Source organism: Bradyrhizobium sp. IAR9 (genome assembly GCF_013408065.1).
GTDB lineage: Bacteria > Pseudomonadota > Alphaproteobacteria > Rhizobiales > Xanthobacteraceae > Bradyrhizobium.
The window spans coordinates 138,642-163,640 of record NZ_JACBZW010000013.1; the positions used below are offsets into that span (position 1 = coordinate 138,642).

The following is a 24,999-nucleotide window of genomic DNA, read 5'->3' on the forward strand; positions in this document are numbered from 1 at the left end:
AGCGTCGCGGCTTACTTCGTCACCTGGCCGCGGATCTCGCCGCCCGGGTTCGCCGCGGTGTGGATGTTGATGTAGAGCTTGCCGCCGAGCAGATCGGCGGCCTGCGCGTCGGTGAGCGTCGCTTCGCCCTTGACCGGGCTCGCGGCCGCATTCGGGATCGCAACGGCCACGCCTGCGTTCTTGCCGGCCTCGGCCGGGCCGTGGAAATGCGCGGCGGTGGCGGGCCCGGAGAGCCCGGAATAGGTGACGGTCCACGACAGCTTCTTGCTGGCGGCATCATAGTCCAGATCGGCGGTTCCGGTGCCGCTGGTGGTCGTTGCCGGCACCTCGGACTTGCCGTCGAGCGTTGCTTTCAGCTTTTCGGCGCTGGCCGGGCCGGCAAAAGCAACGGCACCGAGCGCTAAGGCGGCAATGACGGTCTTGTTCATGACATTCTCCCTGCTGAGCCCGTTCGGGCTGCCAAACTTTCAACAGCCGGCGTTTCAGTTTATTCCCGTTTCCGGCCGGGGCTGGCTAAATTCTTCGTGGTTGGAGTCGCGACGGCATCGGTCTTAGATTCGCCGCGACGAGTGAATGGATCCGCATGTTGCAACGAACAATTCTCGTGGGGCTGCTCGCCGCGGTCACTGCTGCCGTGGTCTATTGGTGGCTCAGCGCGCCAGTGGTGGCGGCCGCGGGCAATGCGCCGGCCCACGTGGCAAACCTTGCCAACGGCGAGGCCATGTTCAACGCCGGGGGCTGCGCGTCCTGCCATGCCACTCCGGACCAGCCCGACCGTGTCAAGCTCGGTGGCGGCCTCGCGATCAAGTCGCCGTTCGGAACGTTCTACGCGCCGAACATCTCTCCCGATCCGAACGACGGCATCGGCAAATGGACCGACGCCGACTTCGTCAACGCGGTGATGCACGGGGTTTCGCCAGGCGGACAGCATTATTTTCCTGCCTTTCCCTATACGTCCTATCAGCACGCAAGGCGCGAGGACGTGCTCGATCTCTTGGCCTATCTGAAGACGCTGCCGTCTGTTGCCGGCAAGGTGCGTGACCACGATGTCGGCTTTCCGTTCAATATCCGGCGCAATGTCGGCATCTGGAAATTGCTGTTCATGGACGGCAAGCGCTTCGTCGCTGACGGCACCAAGTCGCCGCAATTCAATCGCGGCGCCTATCTCGTCAACAGTTTTGGCCATTGCGCCGAATGCCACAGCCCGCGCAACGCGCTTGGCGGCATCATCTCGGGCGAGCGCTTTGCCGGCGGGCCCAATCCGGAAGGCGAGGGGTGGGTCCCCAACATCACCCAGAAGCGCCTCGGCGAGTGGAGCGCCAAGGATATCGCCGATTTGCTCAAGACCGGCGACTTGCCCGACGGCGACAGCGTCGGCGGCGCGATGAGGCGGGTGATCAAGAACACCTCGCAATTGTCCGACGCGGATATTGCGGCGATGGCGGACTATCTCAAATCGCTGCCGCCGGTCGACGGTCCGCCGCGGCCCAAGCGCAAGGAAGCTGGTTAGCTCAGCTGGCGCCGAACGCCTTGAAGGTGATGATGGTGAGGGTGTCCTGGATGCCCGGCAGCACCTGCACCTTCTCGTTGACGAAATGTCCGATGTCGGTGTCCTTGTCGACGTAGAATTTCACCAGGAGGTCATATTGGCCGGCCGTGGAGTAGATCTCGGACGCGATCTCGGCTTCGGCAAGCGCATTGGCGACCGTATAGGACTGACCGAGCTTGCATTTGATCTGGACGAAAAAAGGAACCATCGCGGGCACTCCGAAAGCGTATCTGACGGCTAATAGGCCAAACCCGGCCCGATTTAGCAAGCGGACTTGCCGGCCGCCAGATGCCGGTCCCTCGTTTAGGACGTCACCACGGCCGCGGCGAATGCGTCTCTGAGCCGCTGGGCGAGCTCGACCTTGCGGTAGGGCTTGGTCAGCACGATCGCCTGCGCATGCGCGTGGCCCTCCTCGACCAGGGTCTCCAGCGCGTAGCCCGAGGTGAACAGGACCGGCAGACCGGGGCGAATCCGCCGCGCCTGGTCGGCGAGCTCCCAGCCGCTCATGCCGCCGGGCATCACGATGTCGGTGAACAGCATGTCGATACCGGGCTCGGTACGCAGCTGCTGCAAGGCCTCCTTGCCGTTGACCGCGGCAATGACGCGATATCCGAGAGCTTCCACCCTGCGAATGGCGGAGGAGCGAACGAACGGATCGTCCTCGGCGATCAGGATCGTCTCGTATCCTCGGGGCGCCGCGTCCTCGCCATCGGAAAGCTCGGCGTGCGATGATCCAATGTCCGCGCGCGGCAAATAGATCCGGACCGTCGTCCCAAGGCCCGGCTCGCTGTAGATCGTGACATGGCCATTGGATTGCTTGGCGAAACCATAGACCATGCTGAGGCCGAGGCCCGAGCCCTTGCCGACCTCCTTGGTGGTGAAGAACGGCTCGAACGCGCGCCGGGTGACGTCCGGCGTCATGCCTTCGCCGTCGTCGGTGATCGAGATCAACACATAGTTGCCGGATGCGACTTCGGGGTGAAGGGCGCGATAGTCATCGTCAAGTGTCGTCAACTCCGTGCTCAGGGTCAGATGACCACCGGCCGGCATGGCATCCTGCGCATTGAGCGCAAGGTTGAGCACGGCGGATTCGAGCTGGGCCCGATCCGCGAAGGCCACGATCGTGCCGGGCCTGGAAGCCGTCCTGATCTCGATGTCCTCGCGCAAGGTGCGCTTGAGCAGCTTGAACATGGACTCGAGCAGGCCGCGGCAATCGATCGTCTGGGGCTGCAGCAACTGGCGGCGACTGAACGCGAGCAGGCGCTGCGTCAGCTCGGCGCCCCGCTCGCCCGACTGGCAGATGTCCTCGGAAAAGCGGCGCAGGTCGGGCCTCGCCTTGAGCTGCTCGCTCAGATGCTCGGCGTTGCCGATGATGACGGTGAGCAGGTTGTTGAAGTCGTGGGCGATGCCGCCGGAGAGCTGACCGACCGTCTCCATCTTCTGCGCCTGCTGGAGCTGCTGCTCGGTCAGCTTGCGCGCGGTCAGGTCGTGGACGATGCCGACGAAGATCAATTCGCCGTCCTGCCGGGTCCGGCCGACCGACACGTCCATCGGAAACGTCGATCCGTCCTTGCGCAGGCCGATGGCCTCGCCGGCGGTCGCGAAATGCCTTGCGTGGCTGTCGGGCGCGGTGCCCGCCTCGGGCATCAGCATCCTGACGTTCCGGCCCATGACCTCGTCGGCGGAGTAGCAGAACAAGCGCTCGCAGGCCGGATTGAACAGCAGAATATGGTCCTGCGCGTCGAGCAGGATGACCCCGTCGACCGCGGTCTCGACGATCGCGGTGAGGCGCGCCACGCTCTCGCGCATCGCGCGCTGGGCGTCGCTGACCTGCTTGAGCAGCAGCGTCGCGTCCCGGCTCTTGATCTCCTCCTCCTCGAGCGCGGCCTGGACCTGCCGCAGCTCGAACGGCGAGGGGATCGTCAGGATCTTCGGCAGCAGCGGCCAGAGCGCGCCCGCCGTGACCACGGATGCCACCGCGGTCGCCGCCTTGACCATGCCCTCGATGCCATAGACCGGGACCCAGAGCGTGTAGATCGACAGCACATGGGTGAGGCCGCACGCCATGATGAAAATCGCGAAGGCCCAATAGACCCAGCCGAACTTGAGGTCGCGCCGCTTGGTGACCAGGATCGCAAGGGCAAACGGAATCGAAAAATAGGCGGCGGCGATGCAGGCGTCGGAAACGACGTGAAGCCAGATGAGCTCAGGCTCCCACAACAGGCAGATGCCGTGCGGCGACAGCATGGACGAGTCGAGGAGACGTTCAAAAAAGGCCCACATCATTCCCACCCCAAGATTCCGTTCCAGGCGGCTTGCGGGCCGTGAGCCCGCAACATGGGTGTCGCTGGACAGTTCCACTCTCACCTCGCGCTCTTCGGCGAAGCAGGTGAGGTTCGAGACTATACCAAGGGTCCGGCGCGGTTGCATTTTCAAGTCCGCACGATTGCGGGGCGAGCCGGCCCGCTGTTTGCCTGATTCGCAGGGAATGCACGGCGTCGCGAATCACTATCGGCCGCGGCTCGGCGCGCTTGCCGGTGTTCCACGGCCGCGCTAGGACAGGCCATGGCGGTGTCTGTATCCAGCAAAGGTGTCCGGCGATGACGACCCCGGTCGCACTCACCATCGCCGGCTCCGATTCGAGCGGCGGCGCCGGCATCCAGGCCGACCTGAAGACGTTTGCCGCGCTCGGCGTCTACGGCGCGTCCGTCATTACGGCCTTGACCGCGCAGAACACGCGCGGCGTCACCGGCATTCATGCGGTGCCGGCCGAGTTCGTCGCCGCGCAGATCGATGCGGTGTTTTCCGATCTCGACATTGGCGCGGTGAAGATCGGCATGGTGGCCCAGGTCGCCAGTATCGATGCGATCGCGGCCGCGCTGTCGCGCTGGGCGCCGGGGCACGTCGTGCTCGATCCCGTGATGGTGGCGACCTCCGGCGACCGCCTGCTGGCATCCGAGGCCGTCGACGCGCTCCGCACAAAACTGATACCGCTGGCGTCGGTGATCACGCCCAATCTGCCGGAGGCCGCGGCTCTGCTCGACGAGCCGGTCGCGGCAAGCGAGGCCGAGATCGAAACCCAGGGGCATCGCCTGCTGGCGCTCGGCTGCGGTGCGGTCCTGATCAAGGGCGGACACGGCGAGGGCGCCGAGAGCACCGACTATCTCGTCACGTCCGAAAGCACGATCGCGCTTGCGGCGCCGCGCGTTGCCACACGCAACACCCATGGCACCGGCTGCTCGCTGTCCTCGGCGGTCTCGGCGGGGCTCGCCAAGGGCGAAGGTCTGGAGCTTGCCGTGCGCAACGCCAAGACCTGGATCAGCGCGGCCATCGCAGCCGCTGACCGCTTCAGCGTCGGGCACGGCCACGGCCCGGTCCATCATTTCCACAAGTTCTACTGAGGCGAGCGGCCAGCGGGAGCGCAGGCGTTCGTCTGTTCAGCGCTGCTCGTGTGGGTAGTTCACCCTCCCCCTCCAGGGGAGGGTAGGATTGCTGCGGCGCCCCCTGCGGCGCCATGTCGCCTGATTGTCGCATGCGACTGATATTCGCGGAGAGGGCGAGGCAAGGCGTGATTCGTATCTGAAGGTGCCTCAAAAGTTCAATCGGTCATCCCCCTGTCACGGGACATTGTTACAGGCTGGCGCATGGGAAGTTACGATGTGAGTGACGAGAGCCCGGAGCGGCGCTTTCGCACGTTGTTCATCTCCGACGTTCATCTCGGAGCCCGCGGTTCTCAAGCCGATCTTCTGCTCGACTTCCTGCGCTACCATGATGCCGACACGATCTATCTGGTCGGCGACATCGTCGACGGCTGGGCGCTGAAATCGAGCTGGAACTGGCCGCAATCCCACAACGACCTCGTGCAGAAGCTGCTGCGCAAGGCGCGCAAGGGCGCCAAGGTCGTCTACATCCCCGGCAATCACGACGAGTTCCTGCGCAACTATTACGGCACGCATTTCGGCGGCATCGACGTCGTCGAGAACACCGTCCACACCGGCGTGGACGGCAAGCGTTATCTCGTCATCCACGGCGACATCTTCGACCTCGTGGTGCAGAACGCGCGCTGGCTCGCCCATCTCGGCGACAAGGCTTACGACTTCGCGATCCAGATGAATCGCTTCGTCAACTTCTTCCGCCGCCTGTTCGGCGTGCCCTATTGGTCGCTGTCGCAATGGGCCAAGCAGAAGGTCAAGAACGCCGTCAACTATATCGGCGCGTTCGAGCAGGCGCTCGCCGCCGAGGCGCGGCGCCACGACGCCGACGGCGTGATCTGCGGCCACATCCACTACGCCGTGATCCGCGACGAGGGCGGCATCCGCTACATGAATTGCGGCGACTGGGTCGAGAGCTGCACGGCCCTGGTCGAGCACGACGACGGCCATTTCGAGATCATCACCTGGGCGGATCATTTGCAGAAGCCGGCACAAGTCCCGCAGGTCGCAGCCAGAGCTGCATAACAGAGGCCGCCTGATGCGCATCCTGGTCGCGACCGACGCCTGGCACCCGCAAGTCAACGGTGTGGTTCGGACGCTGACCAAGCTCGCCGACGCCGGCAAAAGCCTCGGCGTCGAATTCACATTCCTGACGCCGCAATCGTTCCGCACCTTTGCGATGCCGAGCTATCGCGACGTGCGTCTGGCGATGCCGCGTCCGGCGCGCATTGCGAAGCTGATCGCGGAGGCGCGCCCCGACAGCATCCACATCGCGACCGAAGGGCCGATCGGCCTGATGGTCCGCCGCTACTGCCGCCAGCGCAGACTGCCGTTCACGACCAGCTTCCACACCCGCTTTCCCGAATATGTCCGCGCCCGCGTGCCGGTGCCGGGCTCGCTGATCTGGCGGGCGCTGCGCCGCTTCCACAGCGCCAGCCGCGCCGTGATGGCTGCAACGCCTGCGCTCGCCCGCGAGCTGACCGAGCGCGGCTTCGACAATGTCGTGCTGTGGCCGCGCGGCGTCGACACCCAGCTGTTCCACCCCCGCGCCATCGATCTCTGCCTGCCGGCGCCGGTGTTCCTGTCGGTCGGCCGCGTCGCCGTGGAGAAGAATCTCGAGGGCTTCCTCGACCTCGATCTGCCCGGGACCAAGGTCATCGTCGGCGACGGCCCCGCGCGCGCTTCGCTCGAAGAGGCCTATCCCGATGCGATCTTCCTCGGCGAGAAGCACGGCGAGGAACTGGCGGATATCTATGCGGCCGCCGACGTCTTCGTGTTTCCGAGCAAGACCGACACGTTCGGCCTGGTGCTGCTCGAAGCGCTCGCAAGCGGCCTGCCGGTGGCCGCTTTCCCGGTGAAGGGCCCCCGCGACGTCATCGGTGATGCCCCGGTCGGCGCGCTCGATCACGACTTGCGCAGCGCCTGCTTCGCGGCATTGGATATCTCCCGGCAGGACTGCGTCGCGTTCGCGGCCAATTACACCTGGGAAGCCTCGGCGAGGGCCTTTGTGGCCAGCATTGAGGCGGTCGGCGCGGTGCTGCCTGGCCGGAACGGCGCGGAACAGCCCCGCTTCGTGGCCTAGAGCTATCTCGATCCGATGGATCGAAATAGCTCTAGATTCTTGTTTTGACGCGTTTTCTTCACGCGAACCGGTTTCCACTTCGCTCGAAAACGCTATGGGGAAAATCCTCGCGCGGAGGTGTCTTGCCCGGGCCTCATCGGCCGCGATAACATTCGGCCATGACCGAACAGCTCCTCCCGATCGGCCCCGCCGATATCGACGCCGCAGCGCGTGTGATCGCGCCCTACGCCATCCGCACTCCGCTGTTGTCCTTTCCCGTGCTCAACGAGCGCGTCGGCGCGAAGGTGTTCTTGAAACCGGAGATGCTCCAGCGCACCGGCTCGTTCAAGTTCCGCGGCGCCTTCAACAAGGTGTTCTCGATCCCGCAGGACAAGCGCGCCGGCGGCGTCGTGGCGTTCTCCTCCGGCAACCACGCCCAGGGCGTGGCGGCCGCGGCAAAAATCCTCGACATGCAGGCGACCATCGTGATGCCTGCGGATGCGCCGCTGTCGAAGCGCGAGCGCACCAAATCCTATGGCGCCGAGGTCGTGCTCTATGATCGCGACAAGGACGACCGCGAGGCGATCTCGCGCGGCATCGCCGAAAAGCGCGGCGCGACGCTGGTGAGGCCCTATGACGATCCCTTCGTGATCGCGGGGCAGGGCACCGCCGGCCGCGAGATCGCGGAAGACTTGGCGGGCCTCGGCCTTAGCCCCGACATCGTGGTGGCACCGGCCTCCGGCGGCGGCCTGATCGCGGGCGTCGCGACCGCCGTGAAGGCACGCTATCCGCGCGCCGAGATCGTGGTGGCCGAGCCCGAGGCGTTCGACGATCACGGCATCTCGCTGAGCGCAGGACATCGCGAGCCGCATCCACCCGCGGGCCGCACCATCTGCGATGCGCTGATGGCCCTGATCCCCGGCGAGATGACCTTCGCGATCAACAGCAAGCTGCTCGCGCGCGGCGTCACCGCGTCGGACAAGGAAGTCGGCGCCGCCGTCGCCTTCGCCTATCGCGAGCTGAAGCTCGTGGTGGAGCCCGGCGGCGCTGTCGGCCTCGCCGCGCTGCTGGCGGGCCGGCTCGACGTCGCCGGCAAGAACGTCGTCATCGTGCTCTCCGGCGGCAATGTCGACGCGGATCTGTTCGCCGAGCTGGTGGCCTAGCCGTCATTCCGGGCCTGCGCCTCTCGGCGCATCCCGGAATGACCACGTCTAAGGGTTTATGAAGAAGGGGCAGAGCGTTGCCGCTCTGCCCCTTCTTTGTGTTTGTCGATCTTGTGGATCGAACTAACCGCTTGCTCGGTGAAACCTCTCCCGCTTGCGGGGGAGGTCGGCGCGAAGCGCCGGGTGGGACTCTTTCCTCTTGGGGATTGTCCCGTTGCGGAGAGACCCTCTCCCCAACCCTCCCCCGCAAGCGGGGGAGGGAGCGCACCTTCTTCTTCGCCCAATCAGTGCATGAAGCCGCCGCGACGGTTGCCGCCGCCATTCATGCTCGGCGCCTGGTTCATCGACTGCCGGAAGTTGTTGTTGCTGTTGACCATGCGGCTCGGCATCGTGTTGAGCTGCGGGCGGTTGTTCTGGACGTTGTTCTGCACCTGCACCTTGTTCACCGGATTGTTGTTGAGCTTCACGATGCCGGTGTTGCCGTTGTTGACGCGGATCGGGTGGTTCTGCGTCTGAACGGGCTTCACGTCGACAGTCGAGCCGCCCTTGCCGACATTCACCGGCATGCTCACGATCTTGCCCGGCTTGCCATTGGCGTTGCCAGCGTCCGGCTTGTTGTTGGTCGCCGGCAGGGTGACGATCTTGCCGATGCCACCATTGCTGGTGGTCGTGTTGGTCGGTGCAGGCAGGGTGACGATCTTGCCCGGGGTCTGTGACGGCGTGCCGTTCGGCTGGTTGTTGCCCGAGGGCAGGTTGCCGATCTGGCCACCATTGCCGAGCTTGCCGATGACATTGCCGTCGACCGGCTTCTGCACGACCGGCAGATTACCGTTGATCTGGCCGCCATTACCCTGCTGCAGCGGCATGTACTTCGGCTGGCCGAGATTGCCGATCTTGAAGGTCGGAGCAATGTTCTGCGGAGCCAGGAACTTGGTCGCCTGCATCAAGGGGATCTGCTTCGGCTGCATCTGCAGCTTCAGGGCCATTTGCGCGTAGGGGCTGGTGCCGTAACTGTCATAGAAGGTCTTGTAGGCAACCGGCGAATTGACGAGCACCGCCTTGTGCCAGGCCTGCGAGAGCAGGATGTTGTTGAGCAGCCAGCGGACGTGGTCGCACAGCGGGTCGTGCGGGTACATCCGGATGAACTCCTGATAATATTCCGGCCGGCCCTCCGACACGACATAGTCATAGGCCTGACGAGTCGAGCGGCTCGGCAGGTTGGAGGCCATCTGCACCACCGGTGCCCTGACCGGCGCGCGATTGGCGGCAACCGCGGTGTCGCCGAAGAAGGTGAAGTCCGAAGTCAGCGAGGAGCTCTCCCACGGGATCTGCGCACCGCTGGTGGACTGGTTCACCTGCAGGCGAACGCGCTTGAACAGCTGCTCGATCGGCACGTTGGGTTCGCGTGCGACGTTCAGGAACGCCTGCGTGTAGGGGCTGTGACCGCCGGTGCCGTCGAGCGCTTCAGCGCCCGGTGCGGTCGAGTAACCGACGATCGAGCCGTTCGGCGCATCGACGATGGCAAGGCCGCGGCCGGCGTCATTGACATCAGGGAACGGGTTGTTGCGGCAGGCATCGAGGATGACGATGCGCATGCGGCTCGGGATCGTCTCCAGCGTCGACATCACGTCGACCAGGCGCACCGAATTGTTGACGAGCTCGGTCTGGTTCGACACCTTGGCGTCGACGGGAACGAGATAGTTCTCGCCGGCGAGCTGCACGCCGTGACCGGCGTAATAGACCATCGCCACGGTGTTCGGACCGCGCGCGGACACCTTGGCGGAGAAGTCCTGCACCACGCGGAGCATGTCGTTCTGGGTCAGGTCGGTCGCGGCAACCACCTCGAAGCCGGCCGAGTTCAGGAACTTCGCCATCGACTCGGCGTCATTGTCGGGATTGGCGAGCTGCGGCGCGTTCTTATAGTTCGAATTGCCGATCACCAGCGCCACCCGCTGCTCCGGGCCCTGCAGCGCGGTGGGGGCCGGCTCGACCGGGGCAACTTGCGCGGAAACAGGGCCGCAGGCGAAGCCGAACAGGCTCCCCACAAGGCTTGCTGTCATCAGGAAAGGCTTTAGGCGGAACATGGCGTGCTCCTTTGGCACTGATCTCGATGCGAGATTGGTTGCCGGGGAGCCTCGCCGCGTTCGAGCTTGAGGTCCGTGATCCCCCTCACCATGGTGGCCTTGCGTGATCTGAATCACGCTCGGAACCTGCTATGGTTAGCGATCGATAATGGGAACTGCCGTCACATGCTGAAATCGATCGATCCGATCCTCACGCCCGACCTGCTCTGGCTGCTGGCCTCCATGGGCCACGGCGACGATCTCGTCGTCGTCGACGCCAACCACCCGGCCACGCACATCGCCCGCTCGACATCGTCGCAGCGCCTGATCCAGCTGCCGGGCATGACGATGGAGACGGCCGTTCGCGCCATCATGACGCTCTACCCGCTCGACGATTTCGATCCCGACCCGGTGCGGGTGATGGCGCCGGTCGACGATCCCGACCGCGTGCCCGACGTGCAGCGCGCCGTGCTGGCTGAGATCGAGCGCGCGGTCGGACGCGCCGTTGTTCCCGGCAAGCTCTCGCGGGCGGATTTTTATCGCGCGGCCGCGGCGGGGTTTGGTGTCGTGCAGGTCGGCGACAGCAGGGGGTACGGCTGCTTCCTGATCAGGAAGGGCGTGATCAGCTAGCCGGATTGGCGCATCAGCGCCGAGGGCCAGCCAATCCGGACGAGAAGGCCGTCGGGGCCGTTGATGCCGACTTCATACATGCCCCATTCGCGGTGGCGCAGCACGCCGCCGGGCCGGATGATGAGATCGTCCACGCGCGCGGCAATGGCCTCGACCTCGGGCGTGCGAATGAAAATGCCAAAGGGATTGTGCTCCGGCACGCGCCACGGGCCATCGCCGGCTTGCGTGAGATGCACCTCGCATCCCCGGCCGCTCATGATGACATAGCCGGCATCGCCGCCGATGCGCGCAAAGCCGAGCCGTTCCCAGAATGGAATTGCGGCGGGAAGATCGTTGCTGGGAACGATCGCAAAGGCGCCGACGCGCGGGCTCTCAGGCATTCGGTCACTCCGGCACATGCAAGCGGTCCGCGCCGCGTTCACGCTACGCGTTGCGAGCTGAGCTTATCGAGAGTGGCCGCTCGGCAGAAGCGGCGAAACGTCCCGCACTCGAATTTGAATGGCGCGGCGGGAACTGACTGTCTATGGTTTCTCCATGTCCCGCTTTATGTGTCTGTCTGTTGCCATCATCCTCTCGCTGCTGCCGACTGTGGCGTCCGCTGAGCCCCTTCAAAAGCGTCCCAAGCCCGTCTGGAAGGGCTACGGCTTCCTGCCGGGCTATCGTCAGCCGCTGAGCAACAGCATTCCGCTCTACAAGCAGAAGGACGCGATGCGTCGGCTCGCGCGCAACGACCGCCGCCACTGGTACATCGATCCGGTTCCGCAATATTATCGCTGGGACGGCGAGTGGCACTATTTCGGCCGCCCCGGTTTCAACGGCGGCCGCTACAACGGCGGCAGTTTTGGCCCGTGCTGGACGCGCACGCCGATCGGGGCGGTGTGGAATTGCGGGTGAGCAGCTGAACGCGCCGCGACGTCAGATGATGGGGAAGTGAGCAGCGCATTCAATCCATCACCGTCACCCCCGCGCAATGGCAAAGCCATTGTCGCTGAAGGCGCTCGCCTCTTCGGCGAGCCTCGAAGGGCGACGCCCGGCTGCATCGGGGCCGCGCATCCTTCGAGGCTCCCCGCACGATGCTGAGCATCGTGCGTCTCGCGCCTCAGGATGACGGAGTTGGCAGTCTCGCTGTCGCTTCGTTGCTCGCAATGACGCGGAGAGAGCGCTCCCCTTTACGAGAAGAACGCGATCTTCTCGGCCTGGGTCATGCGGCGGATTGGCGCGAGCGGGTCGTTGGCGGGCGCGCGGGGTTTTTGCAGGATGCCACTGGCGAGGATGGTGGCGCCGAGCGAGGGCTCGGGGAGCGGCGTGGGCATCGGAAGCGTTGCGGCCGGTGCTGCGGCGAGCGATGCGGTGGCTGCCATCGCCGGGGCCTGCTGCTCCATCACTTCGGCGGCGGCCTCCGCGATGGCTTCGGTGAGGCGCGCGAGCGAGTCCATTGCGATTGGCGCGTCGGCGGCGGGCTCTTCCACCATGGGAGCGACGACAGGCTGAGGCGCGATCGGTTCCGGAAGCTCCGCAGCAATGGGCGCTGCAGCCTCCGCCACCATCGGCTCCGGAACGGCCGCTTCCATCTCGACCGGCGCGATGATCTCGTCGAACTCCGGATCGGGCGCGGCCATCTCCAGCGCGATGGCCTCGAGCACGGCGTCGTCCTCGGCTTGCGCGGCCGCGTCGAGCGCGAACGCGTCAGCGGCTTCCGCGAAGGCGGCGGTGTCCGTGGCCGGCTCTTCCAACGGGACGGCTTCGGGCGCGACGTCTTCTGGCGCGACTTGGTCGAGCGCTGTGCTCTCGACGGCGATCTGGCTCTCGGCCGCAATCTCCGGCGCGACGGCCGCGTCCATTGCCTGTTGCGCCTCGGCGAACGCTTCGACGGCGACGGTCGCTTCGGGCTCGGCAGCCGCGGCGACGTCCCGCTGTGACTCCGTAAAAGCCACGGATGCTTCGCTCGCCATCGCCGCGGGCGCGGCGGGCGGAGCGTCGGCGGCGGATGATGGCGCCTGCTGCATCGGAGCCGACGTGGACGGCGCCGCCTGCGGCGATGCGCCGCCGTCGGTCTGCTCCACCCGATCCCTCAAGAGATCGAATGCGGCTTTGAGCTCGACGCGGGGGTCGATGGTCGAAATCTGTCCGCAGGCGGCCTCGATCGAAGCGAGTTGCGAATCAATGAGGTCGCAGATTCGTCCGTCGGCGCCGATCTCGCGCCAGCGCCAGGAGATCTCCTTGATGATGCGCACGCCGCGCGGGATCGCGGCGAGGCTCGTCTCGATCGCGGCGGGGTCGACGGCGGCGATGGCGATCGTCTCGGCCTCGCGGATCGCGCGGCGGATCTCGACCAGCGCTTCGGGCAGGCGATCTTCGACGACGGGTTGTCGCTGCGCCGCAAGGGTTTCTTCGATTTTCGCGACCGCGTCGAGCACCATGCGCGTGTCGGCATTGCGGTTGCGCTTGGCGTATTCGCCGAGGAACCAGCGGCCGCGCGCCGTCTCCATGAAGGCTTCGCGGATCGCGTCGTAATCCTGCTCGTTCGGCTCGGCCGCGCGGGCAGACATGGGCGAAAGGGCGAATGCTTCGTTGGCCATTGCGATCTCGTCGCGCAAATCACCGCGCGTTACAGTAACGATCACCACGATATCGTCCGAATCGCAATTGGTTTGATGGCACCCGAATCACAAATCCCCACGCCAGCATCCGCGAAACGGCGATTCGCCGTCAGCCTCGCCCTGTTCTATTCGGCCATCTTCGCGGTCTCGGGCACGCATCTGCCGTTCTTCCCGGTATGGCTGAAGGCGATCGGCGTCGACGCGGCCTGGATCGGCCTCATCAACGCGCTGCCGGCGATCACGCGCTTCACCACGCTGCCGCAAGTGACCGCCTTCGCCGAAAAGCGACATGCCATTCGCGCCGGCATGATGGTGTCGGTGCTGGCGACCGCGATTGGCTTCACCGCGGTCGGCTTGCAGCAGCAGCCGCTGGCGCTGTTCCTGATCTACGCGCTGACCTGCATGATGTGGACGCCGACGATGCCGCTGACCGATGCTTATGCGCTACGCGGCGTCGCCCGTTACGGGCTCGATTACGGACCCTTGCGGCTGTGGGGCTCGGCGGCCTTCGCCGCCGGCTCGCTCGCCTGCGGCTATCTCGTCGACCACATCGCCGCGCGCGATCTGATCTGGGTCATCGTCGCATGGGCCGTCGTTGCGGTCGCAGCCGGCCTGCTGCTTCAGCCGCTCGACGATGTCAGGCGCAAGACGACGGAGAGACATGCCGGCAAGGCGCTGCTGCGCGATGCCGGCTTCTGGGCCGTCATCGTCTCGGCTGCGCTGATTCAGGGCAGTCACGTCGCCTACTACACCTTCTCCGCCATCAACTGGCAGCTCCATGGGATCAGTGGGCTGACGATCGCGGGTCTGTGGACGCTGGGCGTGATCGCGGAGATCGTGGTATTCGCGCTGTCGCCGCGCTTCTCGCTGCATCCGTCCACCATGATCGCGATCGGAGGGCTCAGCGCCGTGCTGCGCTGGATCGTCACCGCGAGCGAGCCGGCGCTCGCGCTGCTAGCGATCGTCCAGCTCGGCCACGGTCTCAGCTTCGGCATGACCATCGTCGGCACGATGAATCTGCTGGTGCAGCGCGTGCCTTCGCATCAGATCGCGCGGGGGCAGGGCTATTACGCCGCGTGCAACGGGCTTCTGGGCGCTGCGACCTCGATCGCTTCAGGTGCGATCTACGCCCGTATCGGCGATGGTCTGTATTACGTGATGGCCGCGATGGCGGCGGCCGGCGCGCTTCTGATCTGGTCGGCTCGGCACCGGCTCAAGCCTCAACCCCAGAGCGAGGCGTCCGGCGGATAGACCAGGCTATCGTCGTAACGCAGGCCGTGATCGCGGTCGCGCGCCAGCAGCAAGGGGCCGTCGAGATCGACGAAGCGCGCCTGCGGCGTCACCAGCATCGCGGGGGCCATCGACAGCGAGGTTGCGACCATGCAGCCGATCATGATTTCGAAGCCGAGCGCCTGCGCGGCGTCCGCCATCGCAAGGGCCTCGGTGAGGCCGCCGGTCTTGTCAAGCTTGATGTTCACGGCGTCGTAGCGGTCGCGCAACGGGGCAAGCGAGGAGCGGTCATGCACGCTCTCGTCGGCGCAGACCGCGAGCGGGCGCTTGATCCGCGCCAGCGCCTCGTCTTTGCCCGCGGGCAGTGGCTGCTCCACCAGGGTGACGCCGGCGGCATCGCAGGCGGCGAGATTGTGCGCCAGATTGGCCTCGGTCCAGGCCTCGTTGGCATCGACGATCAGCTCGGATTCGGGAGCGGCCTTGCGTACCGCCGCGATCCGCTCCGGATCGCCGTCGCCGCCGAGCTTGATCTTGAGCAGCGGCCGGTGCGCCGCCTTGGCGGTGGCGGCCGCCATGGCCACGGGGGTCCCTAACGAGATCGTGTACGCCGTAGTGCGCTCGCCCGGCACCGGGCGGTCGAGTAGGTTCCAGGCCCGCTGGCCCGCCGCCTTGGCCTCCAGGTCGATCAGGGCGCAGTCCAGGGCATTGCGAGCCGCACCGGGCGCCATGGCGGCCTGGAGGGCTTGCCGCGTCAGCCCGTCCGCCAAGGCCTGCTGCATGGCCTGGATCGCCGCCAGGGTCGCCTCGGGCGTCTCGCCATAGCGGGGATAGGGCACGCACTCGCCGCGGCCGGTCAGCCCGTCCCGGCTGACCTCCGCCACGACAGTCACGGCCTCGGTCTTGGCCCCCCGGCTGATGATAAAGCTGCCAGCGATCGGGAAGCGCTCGATTCGCGCCGCCAGGGAAGCAAATTTCATGGAAGTCATTTTGAACTCTGGCGAAATCTGAACCTGCTAGTTACCTCTAGCAACTAACATTAACCACTTGGGGATACCTTCTCTGGGTAAGGGCGCGTGCGCAACTATCTGATTTTCTCCGCCCCGGCACGGGAGCGGACATCTTGAGCAGCGATCCGAAGCTGGAGCGGATTGCCAAGGGCAACGCGCTGGCACTCTGCGCCACCGGGACATGGACCGCGAGCTTCGCGCCGGTCCTGGAGCGCATGGTGGCCGACGCCGAGAAGCTCGCCGGCGGCCCGCAAAGCATCTTCATCGACGTCTCCGAGGTCGCCAAGCTCGACACGTTCGGCGCCTGGCTGATCGAGCGGCTGCGCCGCAGCCTGACGAAAGGGTCCGTCGAGGCGCAGATCGCGGGTCTCTCCGCCAATTATTCCAGCCTCGTGGACGAGGTGCGGCGGGTCAGGGCGACGGCCGTGGTCGACGGCGGCACGGTGACCATCACGGGCATGCTGGAGCAGATCGGCCGGACCGTGGCCGGCATCGGCGGCACGGTCGCAGGCCTCGTCGACATGCTCGGCGCCGTGCTCGCGGCATGGCTTCGCGTCCTGATCCATCCGCGCTCGTTCCGCCTGACCTCGACCGTGCATCACATGGAGCAGGTCTGCTGGCGCGCGGTGCCGATCATCGTGCTGATCACCTTCCTGATCGGCTGCATCATCGCCCAACAAGGCATCTTCCATTTCCGAAGGTTCGGCGCCGACATCTTCGTGGTCGACATGCTGGGCGTGCTGGTGCTGCGCGAGATCGGCGTGCTCCTGGTCGCGATCATGGTCGCGGGCCGCTCGGGCAGCGCCTACACCGCCGAGCTCGGCTCGATGAAGATGCGCGAGGAGATCGACGCGCTGCGCACCATGGGCTTCGATCCGATCGAGGTGCTGGTGCTGCCGCGCATGATGGCGCTGGTGCTGGCGCTGCCGATCCTGGCTTTCCTCGGCGCGATGGCCGCGCTCTATGGCGGCGGTCTCGTTGCCTGGCTCTATGGCGGGGTCGAGCCCGAAGCCTTCCTGCTGCGCTTGCGCGACGCCATCTCGATCGACCATTTCATCGTCGGCATCGTCAAGGCCCCGGTCATGGCGGCCGTGATCGGCATCGTCGCCTGCGTCGAGGGCCTTGCCGTGCAGGGCAGCGCGGAATCGCTGGGCCAGCACACCACGGCCTCGGTGGTGAAGGGCATCTTCTTCGTCATCGTCATGGACGGCGTGTTCGCCATCTTCTTCGCCTCGATCGGGATGTGACGATGGCAAAAGAAGCTCAAAGCGAGATCCAAAATCCGATCATCCGCGTGCGCGACATCACCGTGCAGTTCGGCTCAACACGCGTGCTCGACGGCCTCAACCTCGACGTCAAGCGCGGCGAGATCTTGGGTTTCGTCGGTCCTTCCGGTGCCGGCAAGTCGGTGCTGACGCGCACCATCATCGGTCTCGTGCCGAAGGTTGCGGGCTCCATCGAGGTGTTCGGCGTCGATCTGGACTCCTCGAGCACCTCGCAGCGCCGCAACGTGGAGCGGCGCTGGGGCGTCTTGTTTCAGCAGGGCGCGCTGTTCTCCTCGCTGACCGTGCGGCAGAACATCCAGTTTCCGATGCGCGAATATCTTCGGGTCTCGCAGCGGCTGATGGACGAGATCACCATGGCCAAGCTGACCATGGTCGGCCTCAAGCCGGAGGTCGCCGAGCGCTTCCCATCCGAGCTCTCCGGCGGCATGATCAAGCGCGTGGCGCTGGCGCGCGCGCTGTCGCTCGATCCGGATCTCGTCTTCCTGGACGAGCCGACCTCGGGCCTCGATCCGATCGGCGCCGGCGATTTCGACGAGCTGGTCAGGACGCTCCAGCGCACTTTGGGGCTGACCGTTTTCATGGTAACCCACGACCTCGACAGCCTTTACACAGCGTGTGACCGCATCGCCGTTTTAGGGAACGGTAAGATCATAGCGGCAGGGTCGATCGCCGACATGCAGGCCTCGCAGCATCCCTGGCTGAGGCAATATTTCCATGGCAAGCGCGCCCGCGCGGTCATGGGTTGAGTGGCTGGGTTGAATAGCTGTGATGAGTAGCCGGAGCACCTGATGGAAACGCGGGCAAACTACGTCTTGATCGGGTCGTTCACGCTGGCGGTGATCGCCGCGGCGATCGGCTTCGTGCTCTGGTTCCAGTCGCTGCACACCACCAAGCAGCGCAGTCCCCTGCGCGTTGTGTTCGAGGGCCCGGCGGCGGGCCTGCGCAACGGCGGCAGTGTCAATTTCAACGGTATCCGGGTGGGCGAGGTGGTCTCGGTGAAGCTCGACAACCCGCGGCGGGTTGTCGCACTCGCCATGATCGAGAACAACGCCCCGATCCGCAAGGACACCCTGGTCGGCCTCGAATTCCAGGGCCTCACCGGCGTCGCCGCCATCTCGCTCAAGGGCGGGGACGAGGCCGCGGCCCCGCCGCCGCTCGACCAGGACGGCATCCCGACGCTGACGGCCGACCCCAACAAGCTCCAGGACGTCACCGAGGCGATCCGCGGCACGCTGCAGAACATCAACAAGATCGTCGCCGACAATCAGGAATCGGTGAAGAACTCGCTGAAGAATTTGGAGACCTTCACCAACTCGCTCGCGCGCAATTCCGAGAAGATCGACGGCGTGATGGCCAAGGTCGACGGCGTCATGCTCAAGGCCGACAACCTCATGCTCGGACTCAACACGCTCGCCGGCGGCAAGGACGGCGGCGAGCTGTTCCAGGCGGTGAAGTCGATCCGCGAGCTCGCCGACGATTTCGACAAGCGCTCCGGCGCGTTGATGAGCGACGGCCGTCGTACCCTCGGTGACATCAGCCGCGCTGTGAACAATTTCGACCGCAACCCGACCCGCGTGCTGTTCGGCGCCAGCAACTCATCGCAGCCCGCCCCGCCGCCCGAGCCGCCGAGGCCGGCCCCCACCGCGAGCGGCAGGCGCTAGGCGAGCGCAAGTTCGCGCACTTCGTCATCGTAGGTCTCGTGTCCCGGACGCGCTGCAGCGTGCGCTTCGTTCCTCGCAATGACGGCTTGCGGAGACCATCGCGGCCTTCTTCACCCCGCGCGATACGAAAGTATGGGGGTCCAGCCGAGCCAAGGTAGGGGGAGGGGTAGGCCGGTATTGTCCGCTATATCGCGCTCAAGGCGTGCCCACGACAAGGCGCGTCGACTTCACTCACAGGGGAGGAGAGAGCGCGTGGTACGTCTGCTGCTGTTGTTGCCGTTCATCGGCCTGATGATTGTGCCGTTCTACAATATCAGGGAGCCGCATCTGTTCGGTTTCCCGTTCTTCTACTGGTATCAGCTCGCCTGGGTGCCGCTGACCTCGCTGCTCACCTACATCGTCTACAGGAGCGTGCGCCGTGCTGACTAATGTCGATAGCGCGGCGTTCGCCGTATTCCTCGCACTATTCATTCTCGTCACCGGCATGGGCTTCGTCGCCTCGCGCTGGCGCAAGCCGGAGACGCTCGCCCATCTCGACGAGTGGGGCCTTGGCGGCCGCAAGTTCGGGACCTGGATCACCTGGTTCCTGGTCGGCGGCGACTTCTACACCGCCTACACAGTGATCGCCGTTCCTGCGCTGGTCTACGCGGTCGGCGCCTACGGCTTCTTCGCGCTGCCCTACACCATCATCGTCTATCCGTTCGTGTTCGCGGTGATGCCGGTGCTGTGGAAGGTCGCCAAGGAGCGCGGCTACGTCACCGCGGGCGACGTGGTGCGCGGCGCCTACGGATCGCGCGGGCTCGAGCTTGCGGTCGCGGCCACCGGCGTGCTGGCGACGATGCCTTACATCGCGCTCCAGCTGATCGGCATGGAGGTGGCGATCAAGGCGCTCGGCCTGCACGGCGAGGTGCCGCTCGTTCTCGCCTTCCTGGTGCTGGCGCTCTACACTTATTCGTCGGGCCTGCGCGCGCCGGCGCTGATCGCCTTCGTCAAGGACATCATGATCTACATCGTGGTGATCGCCGCGATTGCGATCGTGCCCTCGAAGCTTGGCGGCTACGGAGCGATCTTCACCGCGGCGGATGCGGCATTCGCAGCGAAAGGCGCAGGCGGCATCCTGCTGTCCCCGGCGCAGATCGTGCCCTATGCCTCGCTGGCGCTGGGCTCGGCGCTCGCCGCCTTCATGTATCCGCACACGCTGACCGGCATCTTCGCGTCCTCGGGCGGCAACACCATCCGCAAGAATGCGATGATGCTGCCGGCCTACACGCTGCTGCTCGGCCTGCTTGCGCTGCTCGGTTACATGGGCCATGCGGCGGGCCTCAAGCTCGCCAGCAACAACGACGTCGTGCCCGAGCTGTTCAAGACGCTGTTCCCGAGCTGGTTCGCGGGCTTTGCCTTCGCCGCGATTGCGATCGGAGCGCTGGTGCCGGCCGCCGTCATGAGCATCGGCGCCGCCAATCTGTTCACCCGCAACTTCTGGAAGGTGTGGGTCGATCCGAAGGTGACGCCGGCAGGTGAGGCGAAGGTCGCCAAGATCACCTCCATGCTGGTGAAGGTCGGCGCGCTGCTCGCCATCCTCCTGATGCCGACGCAGTTCGCGCTCGACCTGCAACTGCTCGGAGGCCTCTGGATCCTGCAGACGCTGCCGGCGCTCGTGTTCGGTCTCTATCTGAACTGGTTCTCGAGCCCGGCGCTGCTGGCTGGCTGGGCCGTCGGCCTGGCCGGCGGATCGTGGCTCGCCTGGTCGGACGGATTGAAGCCGCTGCACAGCATCGACTTCGGCGCCGGGAAGGTCGCGATCTACACCGGTCTGTTGGCGCTCGCGCTCAACATCGTGGTGGCCGTCGTGGTCAACCTGGCGCTCAAGCGCATGCCGCAGCAACGGCTGTCCCGCGAGGCGGCCTGAGCGATTGCGGGCGGCGGCCGGGGAAATCCCTTCGGCCGCCGCTTGTCTGCGGACTGAAACGGCCTTCCATGCGATTGAAAACGCTCTAGTATCCGCCCGCGCCCGGCCGCTCGTCGCGAGCGCATCAGACTGTTTCGGGTGAGGATGTCTTGCAGGCGTGGTTCGTTCTTGCGGTCGCTGCCGGCTATGTGACCACCCTGTTCCTGGTGGCCTGGTGGGGCGACCGGCGAAGCGCCGGCGGGCCGCTGGTGTCGCCAAACTCCTGGGCGGCCGCGATCAGCTATTGCCTGACGCTTGCGGTCTACAACACCTCGTGGAGCTTCTACGGCTCGGTCGGACGGGCCGCCACCAGCGGGCTGGACTTCGCCACGATCTATATCGGTCCGACCCTGGTGCTGCTGTTCGGCCAGCGGCTTCTGTCCAAGGTGATTGCGATCGCCAAGGCACAGAACGTCACCTCGATCGCGGACTTCATCGCCGCGCGCTACGGCAAGAGCCAGGTGCTTGCGGCCTTCGTGACGCTCGCATCGCTGCTCGGCGTGCTTCCCTATATCGCGCTCCAGCTCAAGGCCGTCGGCAAGAGTTTTGATTATCTGATCCTCCAGCCCGAGCGGGCCGGCGGCGAGGCGCTGCGGTTCTGGCAAGACTCGGCGTTCGGCGTCGCTGCATCGATGGCGCTGTTCGCGATCGTGTTCGGTGTCCGGCACGTCCATGCCAGCGAGCATCATCGCGGCCTGATGCTCGCGATCGCCTTCGAGAGCGTCGTCAAGCTGCTCGCATTCCTGATCGTCGCGCTGTTCGTGCTGTTCGGACCCTCCGGCGGGCCGGCCGCTCTGCTGTCGCAGTTTCAATCGGATCCGCAATTGGGCGGCATCCTGAGCTTCGACCCGGCGCAGCCGGTGTGGCCTGCAACGATCATCATCTCGGCGATTGCTTTCCTCTGCCTGCCGCAGGCCTTCCATGTCGCCGTCGTCGAGAATGAGAGCCCAAGCCATACGCGCACCGCGGCCTGGCTCTATCCGGCTTATCTTGCGCTGTTCAGCCTCTTGATCCTGCCGATCGCTGCGGCCGGGCTCACCCGCTTCGGCGGAATGATGGACCCCGACACCTACGTCATCTCGCTGCCGATCGCAGCCGATGCGGGCACCATCAGCCTGATCGCGTTTCTGGGCGGGCTGTCGGCCGCCACCGGCATGGTTATCATGACATCCGTTGCGCTCAGCACCATGCTCTGCAACGACGTCATCATGCCGCTGCTGCTGCGCTCGCGCGTCTTCGGCCTGCACGCACAGAGCCGGCCGATGACGTCGGTGCTGGTGACGGTGCGCCGGCTCTCGATCCTCAGCATCCTGCTGCTCGCCTATCTGATGCACCGCCTCGTCAACCAGTCCTATCCGCTCACCGTGATCGGCCTGTTGTCGTTCGTCGCGGTCGCACAATTCGGTCCGGCGTTCGTCGGCGGGCTGTTCTGGCCGCGGGCCAACAAGGCCGGCGCCTCGCTCGGGATCGCAGTCGGCTTCTTCGTCTGGGCCTACACGCTGCTGCTGCCCTCGGCCGCGCCGCTCTGGCCGGGGATCGAGGAAATCGTTCGCCAAGGTCCCTGGCAACTCGCCTGGCTCAAGCCGAATGCGCTGCTGGGCCTCGAAGGGATCGATCCGATCTCGCACGCCACGCTGTGGAGCCTTGGCGCCAATCTCGTCTGCTTCCTGATGGTCTCGGCGCTTGGCCGGCAATCGACAGTCGAGCGTAATCAGGCGGCCGCGTTCGCCGACGGCGTCGTCCGCGAATCCATCCCCAAGCTGTCGTCGCGCGTGGTGGTGCGGCTCGATGATCTCCGCGCGCTGGCGCTGCGTTTCGTCGGCGCCGAGCGCGGCGCGGCGGCCTTCGACGCTTATCTGGCGGCCCGCATCGCAGGGACGGGGCCGCGTCTCGATCCGTCGGGACTGGTCGATCTCGACTCGATTCGGTTTACCGAGAATTTGCTGGCCGGCGCGATCGGCGCGGCATCGGCGCGCGTCGTGATCGCGGCGTCGCTGGAAGGCCACTCGCTGTCGCGGCGGGAGGCGATGGCGATGCTCGACGAGGCCTCGGAAGCGCTGCGCTTCAACCGCAGCCTGTTGCAGTCTACGCTCGAAAGCGTACCGCAGGGCATCTGCGCCTTCGACGCCGATTTCAACATCACAGCCTGGAACGGTCGGTTCATCGCGCTGCTCGATCTGCCGCCGGACTTCGTGCGCGTGGGGCTTCCGCTGGCGGATCTCATCGCCTTCAATGTCGAGCGCGGCGAATATGCCGCATCCGAATTCGCCGCGCTTCTGGTCAACCGTGACGTCGCCACGCAGCGCTGGCCTTATCTCTACGAGCGCAAGCGGCCGGACGGCACGGTGCTGGAGATCGTCTACGACCGCGTCGCCGAGGGTGGCTACGTCTCGACCTATACCGACGTCACCGAGCGTCACCGTGCCGCCGAGGCCTTGCGACGCGCCAATGAAGGGCTCGAGCTGCGCGTCCGCGAGCGCACCGAGGCGCTCGAGCAGGCGAAGGCCGAAGCCGAGCAGGCCAATCTCGGCAAGACGCGCTTTTTGGCCGCGGCCAGCCACGATTTGCTGCAGCCGCTGAATGCGGCCCGTCTGTTTCTGTCCGCGCTCGACGAGAGCCTGAGCGCTCCGTCGCGCGCTGGCGACGCCGACAAGGAGCGCACCCTCGCGAGCAGCGCGGTTACGGCGCTACGATCGACCGAGCACGTGCTCGACCGGCTGCTCGACATCTCCTCCTATGATGCCGGCGCCGTGCGCGCCGAGATATCCGACTTTCCGATCGCCGATCTCTTCGTGCAGTTGAACGTCGAATTCTCGGCGATGGCGCGCGAGCGCGGGATTGCCTTCCGCGTCGTCGATTGCGGCCTTGCGGTGCGCAGCGATCCGCATCTGCTGCGCCGGATCCTGCAGAACCTGCTGTCGAATGCGCTTCGCTACACGCCCAAGGGACGCATCCTGCTCGGCTGCCGGCGGCGCGGAGAGGTGCTGCGCATCGAGGTCTGGGACACCGGCGTCGGAATCGCGGCGGCAGATCAGAAGCGGATCTTCGAGGAGTTCCAGCGCCTCGCGCCGGGGGCGGAGAAGGGATTGGGCCTCGGGCTCGCCATCGTCGAGCGCGTATCGCGGCTATTGGACCACGCCGTCGATGTCCGGTCGCGCCCGGGACAAGGTTCGTGCTTTGCCGTCACGGTGCCGCTGGCGCACGGACCGGGCCGGCCGCTTCAGAGCAACCCTGCGATGGCCGCGCCGGCACCGGCGGAACGCGCTCTGACCATCCTGTGCCTGGACAATGACGCGACGATCCTCGACGGCCTCTCCGCGCTGCTCGGCGGCTGGGGGCATCACGTGCTGGTCGCAGCCGACGCCACCGCGGCGATGGACGCGGCCGCGACCGTCCTGCCAGACGTCGTGCTGCTCGATTACCATCTCGACGGCGGCTGCAACGGCTTGGACTTTCTCGACAATCTCAGGCAGAAGGCGGGACGCGAGGTCCGCGCGCTGGTCGTCACCGGCGATCGCAGCGAGGCGGTGCGCCGGGCGGCGAGGGCGCGCGGCTGCGAGGTCCTGTCGAAGCCGGTCAAGCCGGCGGCCCTGCGGCGCTTTCTCGGCGGCGAAGCCCTGAGCCGGCAGTTCGGCACGAAACCGGAGACTTCCTGACGATGCGCATCCTGATCGGCGACGACCACCCGCTGGTGCAGGCTGCGCTCCGCAGCGCGCTGTCGACCGTGCTGCCCGATCTCGACATCGTCGCCTGCCAGTCGCTGGACGAGGCGCTGAATGCGCTCGCGGCCCAGTCCGACGAGATCGACCTGATCCTCTGGGATCTGACCATGCCGGGCATTCAGGGCTTTGCCGCGCTGTTCATCCTGTCGGCGCAATTCCCGACGGTGCCGGTCGCGATCATCTCGGCCCGGCAGGACGCCGCCACCATCCGTCGCGCCATCGCCTATGGCGCATCCGGTTACATCCCGAAATCGCTCAGCCTGCCCGAGATGGCTGATGCGATCACAAAGATCCTCGCCGGCGAGATCTGGATGCCGCCAAATGTCGGCGGCCGCGGCTCGATCCAGAGCGCCGACATCGAGCTCGCCGCGCGCATGGCCACCCTCTCGGCGCAGCAACTGCGAATTCTCGCGATGATCGTGGAAGGCAAGCTCAACAAGCAGATTGCGGGCGAGCTCGATATCGCCGAGCAGACGGTGAAGGGCCACGTCTCGACGATCTTGCGCAAGCTGGGCGTCGGCTCGCGCACGCAGGCGGCCGTCCTCGCTGAACGGCTGTCGTTCGGCCAGCCCGGCAGCAATTGAGCTTCAGAACATCCAAACAAAAACGGAGGCCGTGAGGCCTCCGTTTTCATTCGCTGTTCGTGT

Annotated in this window: 22 protein-coding genes; 15 read left to right on the plus strand and 7 right to left on the minus strand. The window is 65.9% G+C overall.

What is annotated here, in order from left to right; genetic code table 11:
• Positions 1 to 11: 11 nt before the first annotated feature.
• Positions 12 to 428 carry a CHRD domain-containing protein gene (locus GGD67_RS29190; RefSeq protein ID WP_018317371.1) on the minus strand — a complete coding sequence of 139 codons (417 nt, stop codon included), beginning with the start codon at positions 426 to 428 and terminating at the stop codon, positions 12 to 14.
• Positions 429 to 583: 155 nt separating this feature from the next.
• Between GGD67_RS29190 and GGD67_RS29195 the strand changes: the two genes are divergently transcribed.
• Positions 584 to 1,510: a cytochrome c gene (locus tag GGD67_RS29195; protein WP_026201834.1), complete on the plus strand. Its 927-nt coding sequence runs from the start codon at positions 584 to 586 to the stop codon at positions 1,508 to 1,510.
• Position 1,511: 1 nt separating this feature from the next.
• Here GGD67_RS29195 and GGD67_RS29200 read toward each other — a convergent pair whose 3' ends face one another.
• Both GGD67_RS29200 and GGD67_RS29205 read right to left on the minus strand, forming a co-directional pair.
• Positions 1,512 to 1,757: an Lrp/AsnC family transcriptional regulator gene (locus tag GGD67_RS29200; RefSeq protein WP_018317369.1), complete on the minus strand. Its 246-nt coding sequence runs from the start codon at positions 1,755 to 1,757 to the stop codon at positions 1,512 to 1,514.
• Positions 1,758 to 1,852: 95 nt separating this feature from the next.
• The gene (locus tag GGD67_RS29205) at positions 1,853 to 3,796 is read right to left on the minus strand and encodes a PAS domain S-box protein (RefSeq protein ID WP_246784328.1); all 1,944 of its coding nucleotides are present in this window, start codon (positions 3,794 to 3,796) and stop codon (positions 1,853 to 1,855) included.
• A gap of 353 nt (positions 3,797 to 4,149) precedes the next feature.
• Between GGD67_RS29205 and thiD the strand changes: the two genes are divergently transcribed.
• The 4 genes from thiD to GGD67_RS29225 all read left to right on the plus strand — a co-directional run bounded on the left by thiD (position 4,150) and on the right by GGD67_RS29225 (position 8,205).
• Positions 4,150 to 4,950 carry a bifunctional hydroxymethylpyrimidine kinase/phosphomethylpyrimidine kinase gene (gene thiD, locus GGD67_RS29210; RefSeq protein ID WP_179737732.1) on the plus strand — a complete coding sequence of 267 codons (801 nt, stop codon included), beginning with the start codon at positions 4,150 to 4,152 and terminating at the stop codon, positions 4,948 to 4,950.
• Between the two features lie 243 nt (positions 4,951 to 5,193).
• Positions 5,194 to 6,006, plus strand: a complete 813-nt coding sequence (locus tag GGD67_RS29215; protein WP_018317366.1) for a UDP-2,3-diacylglucosamine diphosphatase — start codon at positions 5,194 to 5,196, stop codon at positions 6,004 to 6,006.
• 13 nt (positions 6,007 to 6,019) lie between these two features.
• Positions 6,020 to 7,063 carry a glycosyltransferase family 1 protein gene (locus GGD67_RS29220; RefSeq protein ID WP_018317365.1) on the plus strand — a complete coding sequence of 348 codons (1,044 nt, stop codon included), beginning with the start codon at positions 6,020 to 6,022 and terminating at the stop codon, positions 7,061 to 7,063.
• A 158-nt stretch (positions 7,064 to 7,221) separates the two neighbouring features.
• Complete coding sequence (locus tag GGD67_RS29225; RefSeq protein WP_018317364.1) at positions 7,222 to 8,205, plus strand: threonine/serine dehydratase; 984 nt, start codon at positions 7,222 to 7,224, stop codon at positions 8,203 to 8,205.
• A gap of 284 nt (positions 8,206 to 8,489) precedes the next feature.
• Here the strand turns inward: GGD67_RS29225 and GGD67_RS29230 are convergent, their stop codons facing one another.
• Positions 8,490 to 10,289: a caspase family protein gene (locus GGD67_RS29230; RefSeq protein WP_179737733.1), complete on the minus strand. Its 1,800-nt coding sequence runs from the start codon at positions 10,287 to 10,289 to the stop codon at positions 8,490 to 8,492.
• A gap of 165 nt (positions 10,290 to 10,454) precedes the next feature.
• Between GGD67_RS29230 and GGD67_RS29235 the strand changes: the two genes are divergently transcribed.
• Positions 10,455 to 10,898, plus strand: coding sequence for an RbsD/FucU family protein (locus GGD67_RS29235; RefSeq protein ID WP_018317362.1), 444 nt, complete (start codon positions 10,455 to 10,457; stop codon positions 10,896 to 10,898).
• Here the strand turns inward: GGD67_RS29235 and GGD67_RS29240 are convergent.
• A complete protein-coding gene (locus tag GGD67_RS29240; RefSeq protein WP_179737734.1) occupies positions 10,895 to 11,278 on the minus strand; it encodes a VOC family protein in 384 nt (127 codons plus the stop codon). The genes GGD67_RS29235 and GGD67_RS29240 overlap by 4 nt on opposite strands.
• 118 nt (positions 11,279 to 11,396) lie before the next feature.
• Here GGD67_RS29240 and GGD67_RS29245 point away from each other — a divergent pair, with 118 nt between their 5' ends.
• Complete coding sequence (locus GGD67_RS29245; RefSeq protein WP_246784329.1) at positions 11,397 to 11,792, plus strand: hypothetical protein; 396 nt, start codon at positions 11,397 to 11,399, stop codon at positions 11,790 to 11,792.
• A gap of 275 nt (positions 11,793 to 12,067) precedes the next feature.
• On the opposite strand, the gene GGD67_RS29250 is transcribed toward GGD67_RS29245, so the two are convergent.
• Entirely contained in the window at positions 12,068 to 13,477 is a 1,410-nt protein-coding gene (locus GGD67_RS29250) for a hypothetical protein (protein WP_179737878.1), read from the minus strand.
• A 75-nt stretch (positions 13,478 to 13,552) separates the two neighbouring features.
• On the opposite strand from GGD67_RS29250, the gene GGD67_RS29255 reads away from it, so the two are divergent.
• The gene (locus GGD67_RS29255) at positions 13,553 to 14,749 is read left to right on the plus strand and encodes a major facilitator superfamily domain-containing protein 6 (protein WP_179737735.1); all 1,197 of its coding nucleotides are present in this window, start codon (positions 13,553 to 13,555) and stop codon (positions 14,747 to 14,749) included.
• Here GGD67_RS29255 and dgcA read toward each other — a convergent pair.
• Positions 14,719 to 15,714: an N-acetyl-D-Glu racemase DgcA gene (dgcA, locus tag GGD67_RS29260; protein ID WP_179737737.1), complete on the minus strand. Its 996-nt coding sequence runs from the start codon at positions 15,712 to 15,714 to the stop codon at positions 14,719 to 14,721. The genes GGD67_RS29255 and dgcA overlap by 31 nt on opposite strands.
• 134 nt (positions 15,715 to 15,848) lie before the next feature.
• Here dgcA and GGD67_RS29265 point away from each other — a divergent pair, with 134 nt between their 5' ends.
• The 7 genes from GGD67_RS29265 to GGD67_RS29295 all read left to right on the plus strand — a co-directional run bounded on the left by GGD67_RS29265 (position 15,849) and on the right by GGD67_RS29295 (position 24,936).
• Complete coding sequence (locus GGD67_RS29265) at positions 15,849 to 16,982, plus strand: ABC transporter permease (protein ID WP_179737738.1); 1,134 nt, start codon at positions 15,849 to 15,851, stop codon at positions 16,980 to 16,982.
• A 2-nt stretch (positions 16,983 to 16,984) separates the two neighbouring features.
• Positions 16,985 to 17,767 carry an ABC transporter ATP-binding protein gene (locus tag GGD67_RS29270; RefSeq protein WP_179737741.1) on the plus strand — a complete coding sequence of 261 codons (783 nt, stop codon included), beginning with the start codon at positions 16,985 to 16,987 and terminating at the stop codon, positions 17,765 to 17,767.
• Between the two features lie 42 nt (positions 17,768 to 17,809).
• Positions 17,810 to 18,682, plus strand: coding sequence for an MlaD family protein (locus GGD67_RS29275; RefSeq protein WP_018317354.1), 873 nt, complete (start codon positions 17,810 to 17,812; stop codon positions 18,680 to 18,682).
• 252 nt (positions 18,683 to 18,934) lie between these two features.
• Positions 18,935 to 19,111, plus strand: coding sequence for a DUF3311 domain-containing protein (locus GGD67_RS29280; RefSeq protein WP_018317353.1), 177 nt, complete (start codon positions 18,935 to 18,937; stop codon positions 19,109 to 19,111).
• Entirely contained in the window at positions 19,101 to 20,591 is a 1,491-nt protein-coding gene (gene mctP / locus GGD67_RS29285; protein WP_018317352.1) for a monocarboxylate uptake permease MctP, read from the plus strand. Before GGD67_RS29280 ends, mctP begins: the two co-directional genes overlap by 11 nt.
• Before the next feature lie 149 nt (positions 20,592 to 20,740).
• Positions 20,741 to 24,286, plus strand: coding sequence for a NahK/ErcS family hybrid sensor histidine kinase/response regulator (locus tag GGD67_RS29290; protein WP_179737749.1), 3,546 nt, complete (start codon positions 20,741 to 20,743; stop codon positions 24,284 to 24,286).
• On the plus strand, positions 24,283 to 24,936 hold the full coding sequence (locus GGD67_RS29295) for a response regulator transcription factor (protein ID WP_179737880.1): 654 nt from the start codon (positions 24,283 to 24,285) through the stop codon (positions 24,934 to 24,936). The genes GGD67_RS29290 and GGD67_RS29295 overlap by 4 nt, the downstream gene beginning before the upstream one ends.
• Positions 24,937 to 24,999 lie beyond the last annotated feature (63 nt).

What these genes read in the sequence shown, in the direction of transcription:
- GGD67_RS29190 (WP_018317371.1), bottom strand. Translation starts at nt 428, where the DNA reads ATGAACAAGACCGTCATTGCCGCCTTAGCGCTCGGTGCCGTTGCTTTT.
- GGD67_RS29195 (WP_026201834.1), top strand. Translation starts at nt 584, where the DNA reads ATGTTGCAACGAACAATTCTCGTGGGGCTGCTCGCCGCGGTCACTGCT.
- GGD67_RS29200 (WP_018317369.1), bottom strand. Translation starts at nt 1,757, where the DNA reads ATGGTTCCTTTTTTCGTCCAGATCAAATGCAAGCTCGGTCAGTCCTAT.
- GGD67_RS29205 (WP_246784328.1), bottom strand. Translation starts at nt 3,796, where the DNA reads ATGCTGTCGCCGCACGGCATCTGCCTGTTGTGGGAGCCTGAGCTCATC.
- thiD (WP_179737732.1), top strand. Translation starts at nt 4,150, where the DNA reads ATGACGACCCCGGTCGCACTCACCATCGCCGGCTCCGATTCGAGCGGC.
- GGD67_RS29215 (WP_018317366.1), top strand. Translation starts at nt 5,194, where the DNA reads ATGGGAAGTTACGATGTGAGTGACGAGAGCCCGGAGCGGCGCTTTCGC.
- GGD67_RS29220 (WP_018317365.1), top strand. Translation starts at nt 6,020, where the DNA reads ATGCGCATCCTGGTCGCGACCGACGCCTGGCACCCGCAAGTCAACGGT.
- GGD67_RS29225 (WP_018317364.1), top strand. Translation starts at nt 7,222, where the DNA reads ATGACCGAACAGCTCCTCCCGATCGGCCCCGCCGATATCGACGCCGCA.
- GGD67_RS29230 (WP_179737733.1), bottom strand. Translation starts at nt 10,289, where the DNA reads ATGTTCCGCCTAAAGCCTTTCCTGATGACAGCAAGCCTTGTGGGGAGC.
- GGD67_RS29235 (WP_018317362.1), top strand. Translation starts at nt 10,455, where the DNA reads ATGCTGAAATCGATCGATCCGATCCTCACGCCCGACCTGCTCTGGCTG.
- GGD67_RS29240 (WP_179737734.1), bottom strand. Translation starts at nt 11,278, where the DNA reads ATGCCTGAGAGCCCGCGCGTCGGCGCCTTTGCGATCGTTCCCAGCAAC.
- GGD67_RS29245 (WP_246784329.1), top strand. Translation starts at nt 11,397, where the DNA reads ATGGCGCGGCGGGAACTGACTGTCTATGGTTTCTCCATGTCCCGCTTT.
- GGD67_RS29250 (WP_179737878.1), bottom strand. Translation starts at nt 13,477, where the DNA reads ATGGCCAACGAAGCATTCGCCCTTTCGCCCATGTCTGCCCGCGCGGCC.
- GGD67_RS29255 (WP_179737735.1), top strand. Translation starts at nt 13,553, where the DNA reads ATGGCACCCGAATCACAAATCCCCACGCCAGCATCCGCGAAACGGCGA.
- dgcA (WP_179737737.1), bottom strand. Translation starts at nt 15,714, where the DNA reads ATGACTTCCATGAAATTTGCTTCCCTGGCGGCGCGAATCGAGCGCTTC.
- GGD67_RS29270 (WP_179737741.1), top strand. Translation starts at nt 16,985, where the DNA reads ATGGCAAAAGAAGCTCAAAGCGAGATCCAAAATCCGATCATCCGCGTG.
- GGD67_RS29275 (WP_018317354.1), top strand. Translation starts at nt 17,810, where the DNA reads ATGGAAACGCGGGCAAACTACGTCTTGATCGGGTCGTTCACGCTGGCG.